The 17,599-nt window shown below is 72.7% G+C and carries 23 protein-coding genes and 1 pseudogene; 12 read left to right on the forward strand and 12 right to left on the reverse strand.

Features of this window, described 5'->3' with window-relative positions; genetic code table 11:
• From BLT23_RS22215 to BLT23_RS22230, 4 genes are all read left to right on the forward strand, one after another.
• A complete protein-coding gene (locus BLT23_RS22215; RefSeq protein WP_090051764.1) occupies window positions 1-1,068 on the forward strand; it encodes a M20 family metallopeptidase in 1,068 nt (355 codons plus the stop codon).
• Window positions 1,065-1,874, forward strand: coding sequence for a GNAT family N-acetyltransferase (locus tag BLT23_RS22220; protein ID WP_090051765.1), 810 nt, complete (start codon window positions 1,065-1,067; stop codon window positions 1,872-1,874). Before BLT23_RS22215 ends, BLT23_RS22220 begins: the two co-directional genes overlap by 4 nt.
• The gene (gene menC, locus BLT23_RS22225) at window positions 1,871-2,971 is read left to right on the forward strand and encodes an o-succinylbenzoate synthase (protein ID WP_090051766.1); all 1,101 of its coding nucleotides are present in this window, start codon (window positions 1,871-1,873) and stop codon (window positions 2,969-2,971) included. Before BLT23_RS22220 ends, menC begins: the two co-directional genes overlap by 4 nt.
• 208 nt (window positions 2,972-3,179) lie before the next feature.
• Window positions 3,180-4,838, forward strand: a complete 1,659-nt coding sequence (locus BLT23_RS22230; protein WP_176946873.1) for a PucR family transcriptional regulator — start codon at window positions 3,180-3,182, stop codon at window positions 4,836-4,838.
• Here BLT23_RS22230 and BLT23_RS22235 read toward each other — a convergent pair.
• A pseudogene (locus tag BLT23_RS22235) lies at window positions 4,819-5,598 on the reverse strand (LysR family transcriptional regulator); the annotation flags it as partial. The gene BLT23_RS22230 and the pseudogene BLT23_RS22235 sit on opposite strands and share 20 nt — an antisense overlap.
• Before the next feature lie 69 nt (window positions 5,599-5,667).
• Here BLT23_RS22235 and BLT23_RS22240 point away from each other — a divergent pair.
• The gene (locus BLT23_RS22240; protein WP_090051768.1) at window positions 5,668-6,258 is read left to right on the forward strand and encodes a short chain dehydrogenase; all 591 of its coding nucleotides are present in this window, start codon (window positions 5,668-5,670) and stop codon (window positions 6,256-6,258) included.
• Here BLT23_RS22240 and BLT23_RS22245 read toward each other — a convergent pair.
• Window positions 6,246-6,851, reverse strand: a complete 606-nt coding sequence (locus tag BLT23_RS22245; RefSeq protein WP_090051769.1) for a TetR/AcrR family transcriptional regulator — start codon at window positions 6,849-6,851, stop codon at window positions 6,246-6,248. The genes BLT23_RS22240 and BLT23_RS22245 overlap by 13 nt on opposite strands.
• Window positions 6,852-6,956: 105 nt before the next feature.
• Between BLT23_RS22245 and BLT23_RS22250 the strand changes: the two genes are divergently transcribed.
• The 3 genes from BLT23_RS22250 (at window position 6,957) to BLT23_RS22260 (ending at window position 9,387) form a co-directional block, all read left to right on the forward strand.
• The gene (locus tag BLT23_RS22250; RefSeq protein WP_090051770.1) at window positions 6,957-8,480 is read left to right on the forward strand and encodes an MDR family MFS transporter; all 1,524 of its coding nucleotides are present in this window, start codon (window positions 6,957-6,959) and stop codon (window positions 8,478-8,480) included.
• 13 nt (window positions 8,481-8,493) lie between these two features.
• Complete coding sequence (locus tag BLT23_RS22255) at window positions 8,494-8,976, forward strand: universal stress protein (RefSeq protein ID WP_090051771.1); 483 nt, start codon at window positions 8,494-8,496, stop codon at window positions 8,974-8,976.
• 168 nt (window positions 8,977-9,144) lie between these two features.
• A complete protein-coding gene (locus BLT23_RS22260) occupies window positions 9,145-9,387 on the forward strand; it encodes an acyl carrier protein (RefSeq protein ID WP_090051772.1) in 243 nt (80 codons plus the stop codon).
• A gap of 37 nt (window positions 9,388-9,424) precedes the next feature.
• Here BLT23_RS22260 and BLT23_RS22265 read toward each other — a convergent pair whose 3' ends face one another.
• Window positions 9,425-10,246: a UbiA family prenyltransferase gene (locus tag BLT23_RS22265; protein ID WP_090051773.1), complete on the reverse strand. Its 822-nt coding sequence runs from the start codon at window positions 10,244-10,246 to the stop codon at window positions 9,425-9,427.
• A gap of 208 nt (window positions 10,247-10,454) precedes the next feature.
• Here BLT23_RS22265 and BLT23_RS22270 point away from each other — a divergent pair, with 208 nt between their 5' ends.
• A complete protein-coding gene (locus BLT23_RS22270; protein ID WP_218133832.1) occupies window positions 10,455-11,597 on the forward strand; it encodes an acyl-CoA dehydrogenase family protein in 1,143 nt (380 codons plus the stop codon).
• Window positions 11,594-12,673 carry a type III polyketide synthase gene (locus BLT23_RS22275; RefSeq protein WP_342713686.1) on the forward strand — a complete coding sequence of 360 codons (1,080 nt, stop codon included), beginning with the start codon at window positions 11,594-11,596 and terminating at the stop codon, window positions 12,671-12,673. The genes BLT23_RS22270 and BLT23_RS22275 overlap by 4 nt, the downstream gene beginning before the upstream one ends.
• On the opposite strand, the gene BLT23_RS22280 is transcribed toward BLT23_RS22275, so the two are convergent.
• The gene (locus tag BLT23_RS22280; RefSeq protein ID WP_090051774.1) at window positions 12,631-13,116 is read right to left on the reverse strand and encodes a DUF2231 domain-containing protein; all 486 of its coding nucleotides are present in this window, start codon (window positions 13,114-13,116) and stop codon (window positions 12,631-12,633) included. The genes BLT23_RS22275 and BLT23_RS22280 overlap by 43 nt on opposite strands.
• Before the next feature lie 69 nt (window positions 13,117-13,185).
• Here BLT23_RS22280 and BLT23_RS22285 point away from each other — a divergent pair, with 69 nt between their 5' ends.
• Window positions 13,186-13,497, forward strand: coding sequence for a hypothetical protein (locus tag BLT23_RS22285; RefSeq protein ID WP_090051775.1), 312 nt, complete (start codon window positions 13,186-13,188; stop codon window positions 13,495-13,497).
• A complete protein-coding gene (locus BLT23_RS40870; RefSeq protein ID WP_176946874.1) occupies window positions 13,494-13,658 on the forward strand; it encodes a hypothetical protein in 165 nt (54 codons plus the stop codon). The genes BLT23_RS22285 and BLT23_RS40870 overlap by 4 nt, the downstream gene beginning before the upstream one ends.
• 20 nt (window positions 13,659-13,678) lie before the next feature.
• Here the strand turns inward: BLT23_RS40870 and BLT23_RS22290 are convergent, their stop codons facing one another.
• From BLT23_RS22290 to BLT23_RS22320, 8 genes are all read right to left on the reverse strand, one after another.
• Entirely contained in the window at window positions 13,679-13,954 is a 276-nt protein-coding gene (locus BLT23_RS22290; RefSeq protein ID WP_090051776.1) for a hypothetical protein, read from the reverse strand.
• Window positions 13,955-14,018: 64 nt separating this feature from the next.
• The gene (locus tag BLT23_RS22295; protein WP_090051777.1) at window positions 14,019-14,309 is read right to left on the reverse strand and encodes a hypothetical protein; all 291 of its coding nucleotides are present in this window, start codon (window positions 14,307-14,309) and stop codon (window positions 14,019-14,021) included.
• Window positions 14,310-14,311: 2 nt separating this feature from the next.
• Window positions 14,312-14,560, reverse strand: a complete 249-nt coding sequence (locus BLT23_RS22300; protein ID WP_143036000.1) for a hypothetical protein — start codon at window positions 14,558-14,560, stop codon at window positions 14,312-14,314.
• 5 nt (window positions 14,561-14,565) lie between these two features.
• A complete protein-coding gene (locus BLT23_RS40875; protein WP_176946864.1) occupies window positions 14,566-14,727 on the reverse strand; it encodes a hypothetical protein in 162 nt (53 codons plus the stop codon).
• Window positions 14,728-15,007: 280 nt separating this feature from the next.
• On the reverse strand, window positions 15,008-15,793 hold the full coding sequence (locus tag BLT23_RS22305) for an MBL fold metallo-hydrolase (protein ID WP_090051778.1): 786 nt from the start codon (window positions 15,791-15,793) through the stop codon (window positions 15,008-15,010).
• Window position 15,794: 1 nt separating this feature from the next.
• Complete coding sequence (locus tag BLT23_RS22310) at window positions 15,795-16,418, reverse strand: DUF3618 domain-containing protein (protein ID WP_090051779.1); 624 nt, start codon at window positions 16,416-16,418, stop codon at window positions 15,795-15,797.
• Entirely contained in the window at window positions 16,394-16,813 is a 420-nt protein-coding gene (locus BLT23_RS22315) for a phage holin family protein (RefSeq protein ID WP_090051780.1), read from the reverse strand. Before BLT23_RS22315 ends, BLT23_RS22310 begins: the two co-directional genes overlap by 25 nt.
• The gene (locus BLT23_RS22320) at window positions 16,800-17,456 is read right to left on the reverse strand and encodes a hypothetical protein (RefSeq protein WP_090051781.1); all 657 of its coding nucleotides are present in this window, start codon (window positions 17,454-17,456) and stop codon (window positions 16,800-16,802) included. Before BLT23_RS22320 ends, BLT23_RS22315 begins: the two co-directional genes overlap by 14 nt.
• Window positions 17,457-17,599 lie beyond the last annotated feature (143 nt).

The following is a 17,599-nucleotide window of genomic DNA, read 5'->3' on the forward strand; positions in this document are numbered from 1 at the left end:
ATGACTTTGCTCGACGACATCGAGCGGCTCGTGACCTGCGAGTCGCCGTCCACCGACCTGGCGGCGGTCGCCCGCAGCGCGGACGTCACCGCCGAGGTGGGCACGGCGCTGCTGGGCGTGGAGCCGGAGCGGATCGTGGTCGACGGCCGCACGCACCTGCGGTGGCGGCTGGGGTCCGGGCGGCGCAAGGTGCTGCTGCTCGGCCACCACGACACGGTGTGGCCCATCGGCACGCTCGCGCGCATCCCGTTCGAGGTGCGCGACGGCGTGCTGCGCGGCCCCGGCTGCTTCGACATGAAGACCGGCGTGGCGATGATGTTCCACGCCGTCGCGTCGCTCGGTTCCGCCGACGGCGTCACGATCCTGGTCACCGGCGACGAGGAGATCGGCTCGCCGTCGTCGCGTGAGCTGATCGAGACGGAGGCCGTGCAGCACGAAGCCGTCTTCGTCACCGAGGGGTCGGCGGACGGTGGCGCGCTCAAGACCGAGCGCAAGGGCACGTCCATGTACGAGGTGACGTTGCACGGCCGGGCGTCCCACGCCGGTCTCGAACCCGAACGCGGCGTCAACGCCACGGTCGAGGCCGCGCACCAGATCCTCGCCGTGGCACGGCTCGCGGACCCCGCCGCCGGCACGACCGTCGTGCCGACCGTGCTCTCCGCGGGCACGACCACGAACACCGTTCCCGCGCTGGGCAGGTTCACGGTCGACGTCCGCGTGCGCGACCTCGACGAGCAGCTGCGCGTGGACGAGGCGATGCGGCGGCTCGAACCGGTGCTCGACGGGTCGAGGATCGAGGTGACGGGCGGCCCGAACCGGCCGCCGCTGGAGCTGTCGTCGTCCGCGCGGCTGTTCGGGCTCGCGTCCGGGCTGGCCGGGTTCGAGCTGACGCAGGCGGCGGTGGGCGGGGCGTCCGACGGCAACTTCACCGCGGGTCTTGGTGTTCCGACGCTCGACGGCCTCGGCGCGGTCGGCGGTGGCGCGCACGCCGAGAACGAGCACGTCCTGGTGTCGGAGCTGGCTCCGCGCACCGCCCTCCTCGCGGCTCTCGTGAAGGAGCTGTCATGACGCTGGTCGTGCGGAACGTGGTGGTGCGTCAGCTCACCGAGCACTCGGAGCTGCTTGCCACGCAACGGTTGTACGAGTCGATCTGGCGTCCGTCCGCGGACGGCGGCGCTCCCCCGGTCACGGCGGAGCTGTTGCGGGCGCTGAGCAAGGCGGGCAGCTACGTCGCGGGCGCGTTCGACGGCGACGAGCTGGTCGGCGCGTGCGTCGGCTTCTGCTCGCCTCCCGCCGCCGGTGCGCTGCACAGCCACATCGCCGGGGTCGCGGCGGGCGTGAGGGGCCGCAACGTCGGCTACGCGATGAAGCTCGACCAGCGGACGTGGGCGCTCGAACGCGGGCTCACCGAGGTCAGCTGGACGTTCGACCCGCTGGTGCGCCGCAACGCCCACTTCAACCTGGCCAAGCTCGCCGCGGACGCCACCGAGTACCTGCCGGACTTCTACGGCCACATGGACGACCTCATCAACGGCGGCGGTGAGACGGACCGGCTGCTGGTCCGGTGGCGCATCGCCGACCCCGCGGTGGCCGCCGCCTGCGAGGGCCGTCCGCGGATCGTGCGCGCCACGGGCGTGATCGGTCTCGGCATCTCCGACGACGGGCTTCCGATGCGCGGAACCGCGTCGGCGAGCACCGTGCTCGTCGCCGTGCCACCGGACATCGAGGCGCTGCGGGTCACGGACCCGGCCGCGGCGCGGGAGTGGCGGCACGCCGTGCGGGACGTCCTGGGCGGGCTGCTCGCCGAAGGTGCCCGCATCACCGGGTTCGACAAGGCCGGTTGGTACGTCGTCGAGAGGAGTGACGCGTCGTGAGGTTGTCCGGGGTGGAGATCCGCTGGGTCGAGATGCCGTTGAAGTCCCCGTTCCGCACGTCGTTCGGCACGCAGACCACGCGCCAGCTGCTGCTGCTCCGCGCCGTGTCCGACGAGGCCGAGGGCTGGGGCGAGTGCGTCGCGATGGCCGACCCGGTGTACTCGTCGGAGTACCTGGAGGGCTGCGCGGACGTGCTGCGGCGGTTCCTCGTGCCGTCGCTGGGCGGCGAGGTCGACGGCGTCGCGGTCGCCGGGCGGCTCGCGAAGTGGCGCGGGCACCGCATGGCCAAGGGCGCGCTGGAGATGGCAGTGCTCGACGCCGAGCTGCGGGCGCGGGGCGTGTCGTTCGGCCGGGAGCTGGGCGCGACGCGTGACCGCGTGCCGTGCGGGGTGTCGGTCGGGATCATGGACTCGGTGCCGGAGCTGCTCGACGCCGTCGGCGGGTACCTCGACGAGGGCTACGTGCGGATCAAGCTCAAGATCGAGCCCGGCTGGGACGTGGAACCCGTGCGGGCCGTGCGCGAGCGGTTCGGCGACGACGTGCTGTTGCAGGTCGACGCGAACACCGCCTACACCCTCGGCGACGCCCGGCACCTCGCCCGGCTCGACCCGTTCGACCTGCTGCTGATCGAGCAGCCGCTGGACGAGGAGGAGGTACTCGCCCACGCCGAGCTGGCCAAGGTGGTGCGCACCCCGATCTGCCTGGACGAGTCGATCACCTCGGCCAAGTCCGCGGCGGACGCGATCCGGCTCGGCGCCTGCCAGATCGTGAACATCAAGCCCGGACGGGTCGGCGGGTACCTGGAGGCGCGGCGCATCCACGACGTGTGCGCGGCCGGCGGGATCGCGGTGTGGTGCGGCGGGATGCTGGAGACCGGCATCGGGCGGGCGGCGAACGTGGCGCTGGCGGCATTGCCCGGCTGCACGCTGCCCGGCGACACCTCCGCGTCCGACCGCTACTACGCGATGGACGTGACCGAGCCGTTCGTGCTGGACGACGGCCACCTGCCCGTGCCGGCGGGTCCGGGCCTGGGCGTGACGCCGCTGCCCGACGCGCTCGACGCGGTGACGGTGAAGACGGAGTGGATCGCGCTCTGACCGCCCCGGCGTGCCGCACGCGGGGCCCTTTCGTACCACGTGACAGTACGAAAGGGCCCCGCGTGCGGCACGGGAGGGGCGGGCGGGGCGGGCGGGAGGGGCGGAGGGGCGGGAGGGGCGGGTCGGGCCGGTGGGGAGACTGGGGGGACTGGGCGGGGAACTCGCCCGGCCGGTGGATTCCACTTCAGACGGTTGGCAGGGTGGTGTCATGAGTCCGCGAACAGGTCTCGCCCGTGTCCTGGAGGACCTCGGCACCACCCTGATCGACCTCGTGCGGGGCGATCCGGGCCGGGCCGCCGACATCGGCGGCGTGGTGATCCACGACCCGGACGACGACCAGCCGCTGCCGCCGTCGGCGCTGGTGCTGGGCGTCGGCGTGCGGGAACCGGCGAAGCTGCTGGAACGGCTGGGTGAGCAGGGGGCCGCCGCGCTCGTCCTGCGGGGGCCGGTCACCGTGTCGCGCGGTGTCGCGGCGGCCGTCGACAGGTCCGGTGTGGCGCTGCTCGGCCTCGCGCCGGGCGCGTCCTGGACGCAGCTCGCCGCGATGCTGCGGTCGCTGCTCGCCGAGGGCGAGGTCGACCCGTCCGAGACGCTCGGCGGGGTGCCGGCCGGTGACCTGTTCGCGCTGGCCAACGCCGTCGCGTCGCTGATCGACGCCCCGGTGACGATCGAGGACCGCAGCTCGCGGGTGCTCGCGTTCTCCGGGCGGCAGGACGAGGCCGACCCGTCGCGGGTCGAGACGATCCTCGGCAGGCAGGTGCCCGCGCGGTACTCGCAGATGCTGGAGGAGCGCGGGGTGTTCCAGCACCTCTACCGCAGCGACCAACCGGTCATGATCGAGCGCACGCTCCCCTACGACGGGTTCGTGCTGCCCAGGGTCGCGGTGGCGGTCAAGGCCGGTGACGAGTTCCTCGGCTCGATCTGGGCGGCGGTGCGCGAGCCGCTGTCCCCGGACGCCTCCCGCGCGTTCAGCGACGCGGCGAAGCTGGTGGCGTTGCACCTGATGCGCCAGCGGGCGGGTGCCGACGTCGAACGCAGGCTGCGCGCCGACCTGGTGTCCACGGCCGTCGAGGGCGGTGCGGGGGCGGCCGAGGCGGTGCGCAGGCTCGGGCTGGTGGGCCAGTCGTGCGTCGTGCTGGCACTCGCGCTCGCCCACTCCCACGGCGGCGACCCGGCCACGCACGCACGTCTGCTCGCCGAACGGCAGCAGGTCGCCGACGCGTTCGCCATGCACCTGACGGCCGTGCACCCGCGCGCCGCGGCGGCGTTGATCAGCGATGTCGCCTACGCGATCCTCCCGGCCGAGTCGGAGGACAGGGCGATGCGGATCGCCGAGGACTTCCGCAACCGCATCGGCGACCCCGTGGTGGTGGGCGTCGGCCAGGTCGCGGACGGGCTCTCGCTGTCCCGCTCCAGGGCCGGGGCGGACCTGGTGCTGCGGGTGCTGCGCGCCGGGCACTCGCCGCGGCCGGTGGCGCGGGTGGCCGACGTGCACAGCGAGGGCCTGCTGCTGGAGCTGTCCGACCTGATCGCCGAACGCGGCGACACGCTGACCGGCCCCGTCGCGCGGCTGATCGACTACGACCGCAAGCACAACGCCTGCCTGGTCGAGACGCTGAGCGCGTGGCTCGACGCGTTCGGGGACGTGGCGGCCGCGGCGTCCGCCGTCTACGTGCACCCCAACACGTTCCGGTACCGGCTGCGCAGGCTGTCCGAGGTCGGGCAGGTCGACCTCACGGACCCGAACGCGCGGTTCTCGGCGATGTTGCAGCTGCGGCTGTGGCGGCCAGGTGCCGCCGAGCCAGCGCGACGAAGGCCGCCGTCGACGGATGCGGCGCCGGTGACGGCCAGGCCAGGTGCACGGTGATCGGCTCGGCGTCGGTCAGCGGCAGGTAGGTCACGCCGGGGTGCGGGTGGTGGTGGCTCGTCCCGGCGGCCGTGACGCCGACGGCGGTCCCGGTGGCGATGGCGGTCAGCCACTCGACGACGCCGGGCACGTCGACCGTGCGCGGCCGGGCGCCCGTCGGCCACAGGTCGGCCGAGGTCGTCGCCGCCGTCTCGCACACGGCGACGGTCTCGCCCACCAGGTCGTCGAGCACCAGGGCGGCGCGGGACGCCAGCGGGTGGTCGTCGGCGAGGGCGGCGATGCGGGGTTCGTCGATCAACGCGACGTGCTCCAGCCCCGCACCGGTCGCCCCGGTCCGCAGCACCGCGACGTCCGCCTCGCCGCGCCGCAGCGCCGCCTCCGGGTCGTCGGAGCGGCGGATGCGGACCAGCACGTCCGGGTGCTCGGCCCGCCACTCCCGCAGGAACGGGATGGTGACCCTGCCGAGCGCCGCCCAGGCGAAGGTGAGCCGCAGCGGCTGCGGCCGGACGACCTCGGCGAGCGCGGAGTCGAGCGAGGTGAGGATGCGGTGGCTGTGCTCCCAGAGCCGCCTGCCCTGCTCGGTCAGCGCCACGTGCCGGGTCGTGCGGTCGGCCAGCCGGACGCCGAGACGTCGTTCGAGCTGGTCGAGGGTGCGGGAGAGCGCGGGTTGCGTGAGGTGCAGCGCCTGCGCGGCGGCCGTGATCGAGCCGTGGTCACCGATCGCGGCGAGCGCTCGCAGGTGACGCAGCTCGACATTCATGACCACGGATCATAAGTGCTGCGTGAACGGCATTTCTCAGGCCGCGGAACCGCGCCTAGCGTCGAGTGCATGAGGATTTTGCTCGTAGGAGCCACCGGCACGCTGGGCACCGCCGTCCACCAGGAGCTCGTCGCACGCAAGCACGACGTCGTCACCGTCGCCCGCACCGGGGGCGACCTGCAGTGCGACGTGACCGACCCGGAGCAGGTGGCCGGCCTGTACCGGACGGTCGGCCAGGTCGACGCGGTCGCGTCCGCCGCGGGCAGCGCGCCGTACCGGCCGATCAGCGAACTGACCGTCGCCGACTACCAGGCCGCCGTGACCGGCAAGGTGCTGTCGCAGGTCGCGCTCGTCAAGGAAGGACTGACGCACGTCACGGAGTCGTTCACGCTGATCACGGGCGTGCTGGCGCGCGAACCGATCGTCACCGGTGCCGCCGCGTCACTGGCCAACGGCGCCGTGGAGGCGTTCGTGCGCGCGGCGGCCATCGAGATCGCACCGCAGCGCATCAACGCCGTCAGCCCGACGGTGTTCACCGAGTCGCTGGACGTCTACGGCGACTTCTTCCCCGGCATGAAGCCCGTGCCGGTGGCCGAGGTCGTGCGCGCGTACGTCCGGTCGATCGAGGGCCGCCAGACCGGCCAGGTCTACGTGCCCTGACCACTTTCCGCTGTCCCGACGGTCACGCGGCTGAGCAGCCCGTCCACCAGGGCGGGCAACGGCCGCGTGCCCGCGCTCTCCAGCCACAGCGCGATGCCGGTGCGCACGCAGGCGAGGAAGGTCGACGCCATCAGCCGCGCCGCGTCCGCCCCCAGCTCCGGGTTCCGCGCCGCCAGTACCGCGGTCAGCTCGCGTTCGAGCGAGAACTGGTCCCCTGCCTGACGTGCGAGAAGTGACGGGTGCCTGCGCAGCAGCCGCAGCTGGGCCATCCACTCGACGTCCGGGACCGGCCACTCGCGGTAGAGCTGCGCGATGGCCGCGCGCAGGGCCTCCCACGGCTCCTCCTGCGCCGGCCGCGCCTCGACCAGGGCGACCAGCACACCGGTCCGATCGCGTTCGGCGGCGAGGACGGCGTCCTCCTTGCAGGTGAAGTAGTTGGAGAACGTGCGGCGCGACACACCGGCCTCGTCCGCGATGTCCTCGACCGTCACGCCGTCGAGGCCCCGTTCCATCGCGAGCCGCAAAGCGGCGCCTGCCAGCGACTTCCTGGTCACCGCCTTCTTCTGCGCACGCCCGGTGGTGAGGGTCTCCATGCGGACAGCCTAACCGGGGAGTATCGTTTCTCATTGCGCAAATTTGCATGACGCGCAAGAATTTAGGGGACGAAGGGGCTGGACGTGAAGGTAGAGACAGGGGCGATGGGGCACCGGCAGGTGCTCGAGTCGCTCTCGGGCTTGTTGCTCGCGCTGTTCGTGGCGATGGTCAGCTCGACGGTGGTGGGCACAGCGCTCCCCCGGATCATCGGCTCGTTGAACGGCACGCAGACGCAGTACACGTGGGTGGTCACCGCCACCCTGCTGACGGCGACGGCGTCGACCCCGATCTGGGGCCGCCTCGCCGACCTGTTCAACAAGAAGACGCTGGTCCAGGTCGCGATCGTGATCTTCGTGGCCGGCTCGCTGATCAGCGGGTTCGCCCAGAACACCGAGCAGCTGATCGCCGCCCGCGCGTTCCAGGGACTCGGCGTCGGCGGCCTGCAGGCGCTGGTCCAGGTCGTGATCGCCGCGATCATCCCGCCGCGCGAACGCGGCCGCTACAACGGCTACCTCGGCGCGGTCATGGCCGTCGCCACCGTCGGCGGCCCGCTGCTCGGCGGTCTGATCGTGGACGTGTCGTGGCTCGGCTGGCGCTGGTGCTTCTGGGTCGCCGTGCCGATCGCCGCGCTCGCGTTCGGCGTGCTGCAGGCGACGCTCAAGCTGGAGACCGTGCGCCGGGAGAACGTGAAGATCGACTACCTGGGCGCCGCCCTGATCGCCGCGGGCGTGAGCGTGCTGCTGATCTGGGTGTCGTTCGTCGGCAACTCGTTCGACTGGCTGTCGTGGCAGACCGGCGCGATGGTCGGTGCGGGCGTCGTCCTGCTGGCCGCCGCCGTCGCGGTCGAGCTGCGGGTGGAACAACCCGTCGTGCCGATCCACATCGTCGTCCAGCGCACCCCCGCCCTGGCGATCATCGCGAGCCTCGCGGTCGGCATGGCCATGTTCGGCGGCGCGGTGTTCCTCGGCCAGTACTTCCAGGTCGGCCGCGGCTACTCCCCCACGGAGGCGGGCCTGCTGACCATCCCGATGATGGCGGGCGTGCTCGTGTCGTCGACGATCTCGGGCCGCCTGATCAGCAAGTCCGGCAAGATCAAGCCCTACATCGTGGCGGGCACGATCATCCTCGTCCTCGGCTTCCTCGGCCTCGGCATGGTGGACCACGCCACGGCGCTGTGGATCGTCGGCGTCGCGATGGCCGTCGTCGGCATCGGTGTCGGCATGACCATGCAGAACCTCGTGCTGGCCGTGCAGAACAGCGTGCCGCTGAAGGAACTGGGCGCGGCCAGCGCGTCCGTCACGTTCTTCCGGTCGCTGGGCGGCACGATCGGCATCTCGGTGCTCGGCGCCGTGCTCGCCAACCGCGTCACCGCCGACCTGTCCGCGGCACTGCACGTGCCCGAGGGCCAGTCGACGGGCAGCACCAGCGCCCTGAACCTCGACGCACTGCCGCCCGAGGTGCAGACGATCGTGCACACCGTCTACGGCGACGCGACCGCGCACATCTTCCTGATCTCGGCCGCGGTGGGCGTCATCGGCGTGGTGGCGGCCCTGCTGCTCAAGCCGATCACGTTGCGCACCACGCTCGACCTCGAGAAGAAGGACGCAGACTCAGCTGTCGCTCGCTGACCGGGGAGGAACCATGAGCGCCGGCACGAACGCCTTCGAGTCCAGCGTGGACCGCTACGGCCCCGCCCCCTGGCCGTCGGCGAGGACGATCGTGGTGGGCATGGACGGTTCCGACACCTCGATGCGAGCAGCGGCAGCGGCCTTCGGCATGGCACGCCGCGAACGGGCAAGACTGGTGGTCACGTTCGCGGCGTCCCACTCCTGCCTGGCAGCGCTGACCCCGGCGGTGGCGTCGGTCCACGAACACGAGGCCACCGCCCGCCTGCACGCCGAACTGAGCGCCCACGCCCGCTCGACGGCGGAGGAGCTGGACGTGCCGGTGACGTTCGTGAAGACGTTCGGCGACCCGGTGACGGTCCTGCGCGAAGCCGCCGACCGCTGCCAGGCGGACCTGGTGGTGGTCGGCGCCTCCCAGCAGGCGGGCCACCGCTTCGCGGGCTCGGTGGCGACCCGCCTGATCAAGGCGGGCCACTGGCCGGTCCTGGTGGTCCCCTGAGCCCGAGGCTTCAGGCGACGCCGGGGCGCCGCCCCGGAAACCCACGACGAAACAGAAGCCTCACCACCGGAACCGCCCCGAAAACGCGGGGGAAAAACGGGGTGGGCGGGTTCGAAGCGGATTCGCCGGGTACGCCCCCGGTGCAGACCGATCCCCGAGGAGGCGACGATGGCAACCGGTGAGACCGGCTTCGACGACGTCAGCTACGACCTGATCTCCGTGCAGTACCACGCCCTCAAGGCGGGTCACGACTACGGCCAGTACGTCCGGGACGCGGACAACGCGGGACGTCAGGACATCGCGGACTTCTTCCGCCAGGTGATGGAGCAGGACTCGGCCAGGGCGCGGCAGTGCCACGAGTTCCTCAAGGAGCTGTCCGGGTCGAGCCAGTCGGGGCCCGCGGTCAGCTGACCCCCGCGGCAGGGAGCCGGGTGACGCGCCCCTCGCGTCACCCGGCTCCGCCGTTGACGACCAGCAGCACGACGTCCACGACCGCGACCGCCAGCAACGCGTTGAAGTTGGCCCGCGACCCGGGCTTGCGCCCCCGCACCCTGCCGATCACCAGCAGCAGCACGGACAACGGCACCGCCACCAGCCCCGCGATCGTGACGGGGCCGGGCGGCCCGAACGCGAGGACCACCGCCGTCAGCACCGCCAGCACGGCCGCCGCGCCCGCACTGGCCGTGCGCCCCAAGCGGTGCGGCAGCCCGCGCACGCCGGTGGCCGCGTCGTCTTCCAAGTCCGGCAGGACGTTGGCGAAGTGCGCCGCGCTGCCCAGCAGCGCCGCCGCCACGATCAGCCACGCCGCCGGCCAGTGCGCCCCTGGCCCGCCGAGCGTGACGAACGCGGGCAGCAGCCCGAACGAGACCGCGTACGGCACGACGGACCACGCCGTCGCCTTGACCCCCAGGTCGTATCCCCACGCCGAGCACAGCATGACGACGTGCAGCAATGTCGCGTCCACACCGGACAGCAACGAGAACCCCACTGCCGCCACCGCGGCCACCAGCGTCGCCACGGCCACCACGCGCTGGGAGATGGCGCCGACGGCGACGGGCTTGTCCGTGCGGCCGACGCTCGCGTCCTTGTCCGCGTCGAGCAGGTCGTTGAGCCAGCCCACGGACAGCTGACCGGCGAACACCGCGGCCGCCACGGCCGCCAGTCCGCCCGGTGACCTGCCGGTGGTGACCGCGAGCGCGGTGGAGACGGCGGTGACCGCGACAGCGGGCAGGGGGTGGCTGGAACGCGCTAAGGCTTCGACGCGACGCATGGGATTCCAGTCTGCCAGCGTCGCGGACGCGGCGGGACACCGCCTGCGGTTCCGGGGCGCACGCTCCCCGCTCGGCGGCCTGAACAGCACCGCGGCTCGAGTCGCCGACCACCCCGCCACCCACCAGAATCGCCCCCACCCGCGCCCCGGTGTGCGCCTGGCTCCACAGGGGTATCCGGCCGGAGTTGCCCGCCAGAAGGGATGAGCCTTGGACCTCCACGCGTTGGCCGACCGCCTGTCCGGACGAGCGTCCCGGTACGACGCCTCCGGCGACTTCCCGGAGGAGGACTTCGCCGACCTGCGCGACCAGGGCCTGCTCGGCCTGATGGTCCCGCCGCGGCTCGGCGGCTCGGGTGCCACGTTCGCCGAGTACACCGACGTGGCGATGCGGCTGGGCAGTGGTTCGGGGGCCACCGCGCTGATCTTCAACATGCACGCGTCGGTCACGGGCGCGCTGGCGCACATGCCGGACGAGCTGGTGCGGCAGTTCGGGGCGCCGGAGAGCTTCTTCGAGTCACGGGACCGGGTGCTCGCCCGTGCCGCCGAGGGCGCGCTGTACGCCGTGGCGATGAGCGAGCACGGGGTGGGGTCGCGGTTGTCGCGGGTGCGGACGTCGTACGAGCGCACGGGATCGGGGTTCCGGATCACGGGCGGCAAGACGTTCGTCTCCGGAGCCGGGCACGCCGACGCCTACCTCGTGGCCGCGCGGGACAGCGGTTCCGCGGAACCGAAGATCTCCTACTTCCTGGTGCCCGCCGGGCCGGGGGTCGAGGTGCGGCCGACGTGGGACTCGCTGGGCATGCGCGCGACCGGGAGTCACGACGTGGACCTGGACGTCGAGGTCGACGGTGACGCGCTGGTGGGCGGTATCGAGGGTGCGGCGCTGCTGCTGGCGCAGGTGATGCCGCAGTGGCTGGTCGCCTCGTACGCCGCGGTCTACGTGGGGGTGGCCCAGGCCGTGCTCCGGCACGGCGCGGAACACCTGCGGGAACGCGGGTTGCAAGAGCTCCCGCTGGTCCGGGCCCGGATGGGCCGGGCGGACGTGCAGGTGGCCGCCGCCGAGCTGGTCGTCAGGGAGGCGGCCCGGCGCGTGACCGACGATCCCGGCAACCCGGAGACGAACCGCTGGGTGTGGCGGGCGAAGCTGGCCGCCGGGGACACGGCCGCCGCCGTGGCGTTCTCCGTGCTGGAGGCGGCGGGTACGTCCGCCACGAGGCGCGGGCATCCGCTGGAACGGCTCTACCGCGACGCGCGCTGTGGTGCGCTGCAACCGGCGACCTCGGACGTGTGCGCAGACTGGCTCGGCGCCGCCGCGCTGGGCGACAACCCCGACGGCGTGGCGCGCTGGTGACCGCGCACATCGCCGCCGTGAGCACGGCATTGCCGCCTGCTGTCGAGCAGACGACGTTGTGGGAACAGCACTTCCGGCACGTTCCGCACAACAGCAGGCTCGCCGGACGGATCTTCAACGGAGCCGGGGTGCGTCAGCGTCACACCGTCGCGAACCCGTTGGAAGTCGACGTCTCCTCCTACTCCACCGGCGAACGGATGCGGCTCTACAACGAGCACGCGCGCCCGTTGGGCCACGAGGCCGTGACGAACGCGCTGGCCGCCGCGAACCTCACCGCCGCCGATGTCGGCCAGCTGACCGTCGTGTCCTGCACCGGCTACACGGCACCGGGACTGGACGTGCAGCTGGCCGCGTCACTCGACCTCGCGCCGGACGCGCAACGGCTGATGATCGGCCACATGGGTTGCTACGCGGCACTTCCGGGGCTGGCGACGGTCACCGACTTCGTCGCGCTGCACCGCAGGCCCGCCGTGCTGCTGTGCCTGGAGCTGACCTCGCTGCACGTGCAACCGTCCACATCGGACATCCAGGACGTCGTATCGCACGCGCTGTTCGGTGACGCCGCGACCGCGTTGGTCGTGCGGCCCGGTGCCGGACCGTTGGAGTTCCTCGGCACGCGAGCCGTGACCGACGCTTCCGCGGCGGACCACCTCACGTGGACCGTCACCGACCGCGGGTTCCGGATGACGCTGTCGCCGCGGGTGCCGGACGTCCTCGGCAAGCACGTGCGGCACGCCGTGGAGACCCTGCTGGCCGACCACGGCCTGACGGTGCCGGACGTGCGCGGCTGGGCCGTGCACCCCGGCGGTCCGCGCATCCTCGACACGGTCGGTCAGGAGCTCGGGCTGCCGTCCGACGCCATGGAACCGTCCCGGCACGTGTTGCGCGAGAACGGCAACTGCTCCTCACCGACCGTGCTGATGGTGCTGGACGAACTGCTGCGCGGCAGTGCGTTGCGGCAGGGTGACCCGGTGGTCGCGATGGCGTTCGGACCCGGCCTGACCCTCTACGTCACGCTGCTGCGCGCGACCGGTCAGGCCGCCGACGCTCCCAGCGAGCTCGACGCGTCGGGGTGAGCGTTCTCGTCCACGCTGACACCGAGCCGTTCGACCAGCTCGCCGCCGAGCCAGCCGCCGAGGCCGCTGACGAGGACGCCCAGCCAGGCCGCCGCGAGGGCGGGCCACTGCGGGATCCAGTTCTCCTCGGCCAGCCGCATCGCCCAGCTCATCCCGAACAGCACCAGCACCACGGCGTTGACCAGCCCGTGCAGCAGCCCGACCCGGTGCGCCCGCGTGCCGGGCGGGACGACGAGCCACCAGTCGAGCCACCCGGTGGCGGCGGTGACCACCCCGAGCAGCAGACCGGCCGCGATCAGGTGACCCGCCGTGAACGCGAACGTCACCCGGTCGGTCAGCAGGTGCAGCACGTCGAAACCGGCCGCTGTCGTCAGCAGGCCGAGCGGGAAGACGATGAGGATCGGGTGGACGGCGTGGCCCGCGGCGCGGACGCGACTGCGCATGAGGCGCTCCTCTCCCAGAAGCTGTCGTCGGCAGGCGTACCCGGCGGCGCGGGCGGATACCCCTTGGACATGAACACCGATGAACTGCGGCGCTTCGTGCTCGACCGGCTGGACGAGGACGAGGCGCGGCTGGCCCGTGACGAACTGCCGCTGCTCGACGAGGCGGAGGCCGGCGGCAAGCTCCGCATCGCGCGGTCGGACGACGGAGCGGGCCTGCTCCTGCTGCCCGGCCCCACCCAGGCGCCCACCGACCCCGTCCCGTTCCCCGAGAAGGTGGCCGTCCTGCGCGCCGAGGTGGCGCAGACCGACGACGACGCGGCGCTGCGGCTGCTCGCCAACGCCTTCGACACCCACCACGACTGGCAGGAGGAGTGGCGATGACCCGTCCCGAGCCCGACGCCGTGACCGCGGAGAGCGAGCTGGAGGACGCCGACATCGGCGGTGAGCACACCAGGCCGACGTACGCGGACGAGAACCCCGGTGGGCCGCACCGGGGTCACGACGAGTCCGAGCCCCGCGACGCGGGCGGGATGGACCACTAGCCGGAAGGTGCGCCGCTCGGTCACGCCCTGGCGGCCACCGCGGTCCGGCGGTTCGGCAGATGTCCGCGTGCGGCCGTGAGCAACGTGCGCGCCTCCATCAGCTCCCCGTACTCGAGGTGCTCGTCCGCGGCGGCGATGAGCGCCAGTGCGCGTGAAGGCGTGCCGGGGAAGTCGTGCACCGCTCGGGCCAGGCACTTGCGCGCCTGTTCCGCCTTGAGGACGGGATCGCCGCCGGAGGTCACGCGGACGAGCGCGAGGGCGTCGCGGAGGGCGTGGTCGAGGGAGCGGTGGTTCATGTGCGATGCCGCCTTCAGGACAGTGGGGAGGCCCGGAGGCGTCGCTGCTCGACGCCGGTCCGGACTACCCCCGCATCCTGGGGTCCAAACGCCGGCGGCGCATCTTGGGACGTGTCGCGGCGGAGCACTTCCGGCACAAGGCCATCACGGGCGTGTCGGCCGTGCCCTCGCCCCACCGGGCGTCGGCCCACAGCACACCGGGGAACTTGGCAAGCCGGGCGCGGCTGAGCTGCACGCCGCACAGCGTCTGGTTCTGGCCCGGCCACCAGGCGTGCACGTCCCCCGACGGCATCCGCGTGCCCTCGTCGTCGCGCCAGCTGCTCGACGCGGCGACGGCGGGGGTGCCCGCTGCCACGGTCAGCCTCCCCTGTTGTCCACGGCGGCGCTGAGGGTCGCCGCGGCCTCCTCCAGCTCGCGGTCGGTCACCGGCCGGCCGCCGAGGCGCTCCAGCAGGTCCTCCCTGTTCACGACGGTCAGCGCGCCGCGCAGCTCGTCGGACTCGAGCTCGTCGCGGCTCGCGACCACGTACTTACCGGCGATGTGCACCAGGGAGGCGTCCTCTCCCGACTGGAGCAGCTTCCTGAGGTCCTCGGCCGGGATGGCCACGCCGGTCAGCCGTCCTCGCCGTAGCGGCCGCCACCGTCGAGGCCGGAGCCCTTCTCCTGGTCGGGATCGCTCGGCGGCCGCCGCGACGCCGCTCCCTCGGTCGGCGTCACCGGCACACCGCTGTTCTCCTCGGCCGCACCGCGTTCCACGTTCTCGGGTCCAGTCACCACGATCTCCTTCCTCTCGTGTGTCCACACGGCATACCCCGGCTCTGGCCACCAAACCGTCGCGAGCCAGAAGTGTGCGAGCGCCAGAAGTTCTGCTCCGCCGTTACCCGCCCGAGTGTCACCCACCCAACGGTCCCAACTCCTCTACGTGACGCCGCTTTCGCACGCGGGGGCCCCGCGTGTACGTGGAAAGGACGCGGGGCCCCCGCGTCCTCAGCGGGAAACACGAAAGAGAGTCGCGAGCGGGTGGGGTGTCACGACAGCACTTGTTGGAGCGTGCTCAGAGGGGGAGGACGTCGCCGCGTGCCACCACCCGGACGTCCAGCCCGAGTGCGCGCCGGGAGATCTCGGCGGTGAAGTCGGACAGCGGCGACTTCATCACCCCGTACTCCTCGTAGTGCACCGGCACGGTGGTGCGCGGTGTCAGCAGCTCCATCAGGTCGGTGCCCTGCTTGCCGTCCATCGTCAGCAGCACGCCGAGCACCTTGGTCCCGCCCAGGTGCAGCACGGCGAGGTCGATGCCGTCGAAGCGCTCGCGAATCCGGGCGAGCTGGGGGTGCACGAGCGTGTCGCCGCTGAGGTAGACGCGGAACGGGAGCACGCCCGCCGCCTCCCGGTACTCGAGCATGGTGCCCATGACGGGAGGCAGCAGGCGGCCCAGCGGTCCGAGCGCGTGCCTGCCCGGAAGCGAGGTGACCGTCAGCTTCGCCGCACCGCGGCTCAGTGTGACGGTCTCCCACGTCCGCAGCGGCGCCGCCTCCGTGAACCCCCTGCGCGACAACCGCTTCGCCGCGTGCGGTGTGGTGAGCACCGGAAGGTCGCGGGCGAGCTCCCTGCTCGCCACCCGGTCGAAGTGGTCGCCGTGCAGGTGGGACAGCACCACGGCGTCCAGCTCGGGCAGGTCGGCGATCTCCAGCGCGGGATCGGTGAGCCTGCGGGAGACCACGCCCTGGCCGATGTGCGTCCACTGTCCTCTGTGGAGGAAGTTGGGATCGGTCAGCAGCGTGAACGGCCCGAGCCGGAGCACCGTGGTCGCGTTGCCCACGAAGTGCAGCGAACCGGTCATGTCAGTGCTGGCCCGCCACGCGCTGACCGGACTCGCGGGCGTGCCCGCCGACGTCCTGCGCCGCCTCCTTGGTCTGCTCGACCGCGGTCTGCGCGGCGTCGGTGGCCACCTGCCTGACCTCGCCCGCCGCGTCGCTCACGGAGGACCGCACGTCCTCCTTGAGGTGCTGCGCCGTCTCGGTCAGCGACTCCTTGGCCGGCTCGACGACGTCGCTCAGGCTGTCGGAGAGCTGCTGCACGGCCTGCTGCTCGGCGTCGGTGCGGGGCAGCAGCGCCGCCAGCAGCAGGCCGCCGCCGAACGCGATCAGGCCCGCGGCGAGCGGACTGCCCTGCGTCTGCCTGGCCACCTGCCGCGGCGCCTCCTGCACGGCCTGGGCGGCCTGTCCCGCGCGGTCCGCGATCGCGGACCCGGCGTCCTCGCCCTGCTCGCGCACGGCCGTGGTGGCCTGGTTGGCGGTTCCCATCACTCGCTCCTTCATCGACTCGAGCCCTTCGCGGACGCCGTCGACGCGCCGCCGGGCGATGGCACGCGGGCTCGTGTGGTCGACCAGCCGGTTGGCGTCGGCCCGCAGCTCGGCGCGGGTCCTCTCGATGTCACGCCTTATTTGGTCGGGTGTTTCGCCCATTCCGCGTCCTCCTTCAGGGTTTCGACCGTGCGTTCCGGCTTCGGGTTGACGGTGCGCAGCTTCGCCCGGCCGCTCGTGTAGAGGACCGCTCCGGCGATGCCCCACAGCACGGCGACGACCAGCGCGGCCCAGCCCAGCGGCATGACGGCGCCGAGGGCGAAGACCAGCGCGAGGCTCAGCAGCACCGTCGTGAGGTAGCCGGCGAACCCGGCGGCGGCGAGCATGCCGGTCGCCTTGCCCGCCTTCGCGGCCTCCTGGCGCAGCTCGGCCTTGGCGAGCTCCAGCTCCTGCCGCATCAGCTTGGACAGGTCACCGGTGAGGTCGCTGACCAGGTCGCCGAGCGACTCGCCGGTGGTGGTGCCGGTGCGCACGGGTGGCACCTCAGGGCTCGACATGCGGCACCCCCGCCGCGGGCAGAGGAGGCGTCGCGGCCGGCGCGGGGGCCGGCGGCGGCGTGCTCGGCGGCACCGGCGCACCGAAGTCCGGTGCGAGCTCAGGGGTCTCGGCCGCCACCGGCGCCACCTGACCGCCCTGGTTGCCGCCCACGCCGACCTGGCCCTGGTTCCCGCCGGTCGCGCTCTTCGCGACCCTGCCGACCAGGAACCCGGCCACGGCGGCGCCCAGCAGGAACGTGCCGGGCTTGCGCCGGGCGTAGTCCCGTGCGGACTCCAGCAGGCCCTGCGCGCCCCGTTCGTCGAGGAAGCGCGCCGCCTGCCTGCTCGTGTCGGCCGCGCCGCGGATCGCTCCGGCGGACAGGGAGTCCGGCGAGGCGCTGCTCGCCATCTCCCCCAGCTCGTCGGCGATGCGGCCGAGCTGCTTCGACACCCTCGTCGCCTGCTGCTCCGCCTCGGCCGCGACGCGCTCCCGCACGTCCTGGACGACGTGCCTGGCCTGGTCCGCGGTCTCCCTGCTCACGTGCGCCGCCTGGTCGGCGATGGTGCCGCCGACCTCGCCCGCGGCTTCCTTGGCGTGCCGCGCGACCTCGGTGCTCTCGTCCCGGGCAGCCGTGCGCATGCCACCCGTCTGGTTCTCGGTCACGGCTGACTCCTCAGCTCGTTGTCGGGTACTGGCCAACGAGCTACCCGGCGAAGACCCCCGCAAACGGGACGGCCGAAAACTTCCCGGAGTGACCATGGTTCATTCGAACGGACGAACCGAAGCAGGTGTCGACGCGACGTCCC

It is taken from the genome of Lentzea fradiae, assembly GCF_900100955.1.
GTDB lineage: Bacteria > Actinomycetota > Actinomycetes > Mycobacteriales > Pseudonocardiaceae > Lentzea > Lentzea fradiae.

Bases quoted from the DNA above. Each gene is read 5' to 3' on its own strand.
- BLT23_RS22250 (WP_090051770.1), top strand. From the start codon at position 6,957: ATGGGGCACCGGCAGGTGCTCGAGTCGCTCTCGGGCTTGTTGCTCGCG.
- BLT23_RS22290 (WP_090051776.1), bottom strand. From the start codon at position 13,954: ATGAACCACCGCTCCCTCGACCACGCCCTCCGCGACGCCCTCGCGCTC.
- BLT23_RS40870 (WP_176946874.1), top strand. From the start codon at position 13,494: ATGACCCGTCCCGAGCCCGACGCCGTGACCGCGGAGAGCGAGCTGGAG.
- BLT23_RS22245 (WP_090051769.1), bottom strand. From the start codon at position 6,851: ATGGAGACCCTCACCACCGGGCGTGCGCAGAAGAAGGCGGTGACCAGG.
- BLT23_RS22310 (WP_090051779.1), bottom strand. From the start codon at position 16,418: ATGGGCGAAACACCCGACCAAATAAGGCGTGACATCGAGAGGACCCGC.
- BLT23_RS22230 (WP_176946873.1), top strand. From the start codon at position 3,180: ATGAGTCCGCGAACAGGTCTCGCCCGTGTCCTGGAGGACCTCGGCACC.
- BLT23_RS22215 (WP_090051764.1), top strand. From the start codon at position 1: ATGACTTTGCTCGACGACATCGAGCGGCTCGTGACCTGCGAGTCGCCG.
- BLT23_RS22305 (WP_090051778.1), bottom strand. From the start codon at position 15,793: ATGACCGGTTCGCTGCACTTCGTGGGCAACGCGACCACGGTGCTCCGG.
- BLT23_RS22240 (WP_090051768.1), top strand. From the start codon at position 5,668: ATGAGGATTTTGCTCGTAGGAGCCACCGGCACGCTGGGCACCGCCGTC.
- BLT23_RS22260 (WP_090051772.1), top strand. From the start codon at position 9,145: ATGGCAACCGGTGAGACCGGCTTCGACGACGTCAGCTACGACCTGATC.
- BLT23_RS22220 (WP_090051765.1), top strand. From the start codon at position 1,065: ATGACGCTGGTCGTGCGGAACGTGGTGGTGCGTCAGCTCACCGAGCAC.
- BLT23_RS22285 (WP_090051775.1), top strand. From the start codon at position 13,186: ATGAACACCGATGAACTGCGGCGCTTCGTGCTCGACCGGCTGGACGAG.
- BLT23_RS22255 (WP_090051771.1), top strand. From the start codon at position 8,494: ATGAGCGCCGGCACGAACGCCTTCGAGTCCAGCGTGGACCGCTACGGC.
- BLT23_RS22315 (WP_090051780.1), bottom strand. From the start codon at position 16,813: ATGTCGAGCCCTGAGGTGCCACCCGTGCGCACCGGCACCACCACCGGC.
- BLT23_RS22265 (WP_090051773.1), bottom strand. From the start codon at position 10,246: ATGCGTCGCGTCGAAGCCTTAGCGCGTTCCAGCCACCCCCTGCCCGCT.
- BLT23_RS22280 (WP_090051774.1), bottom strand. From the start codon at position 13,116: ATGCGCAGTCGCGTCCGCGCCGCGGGCCACGCCGTCCACCCGATCCTC.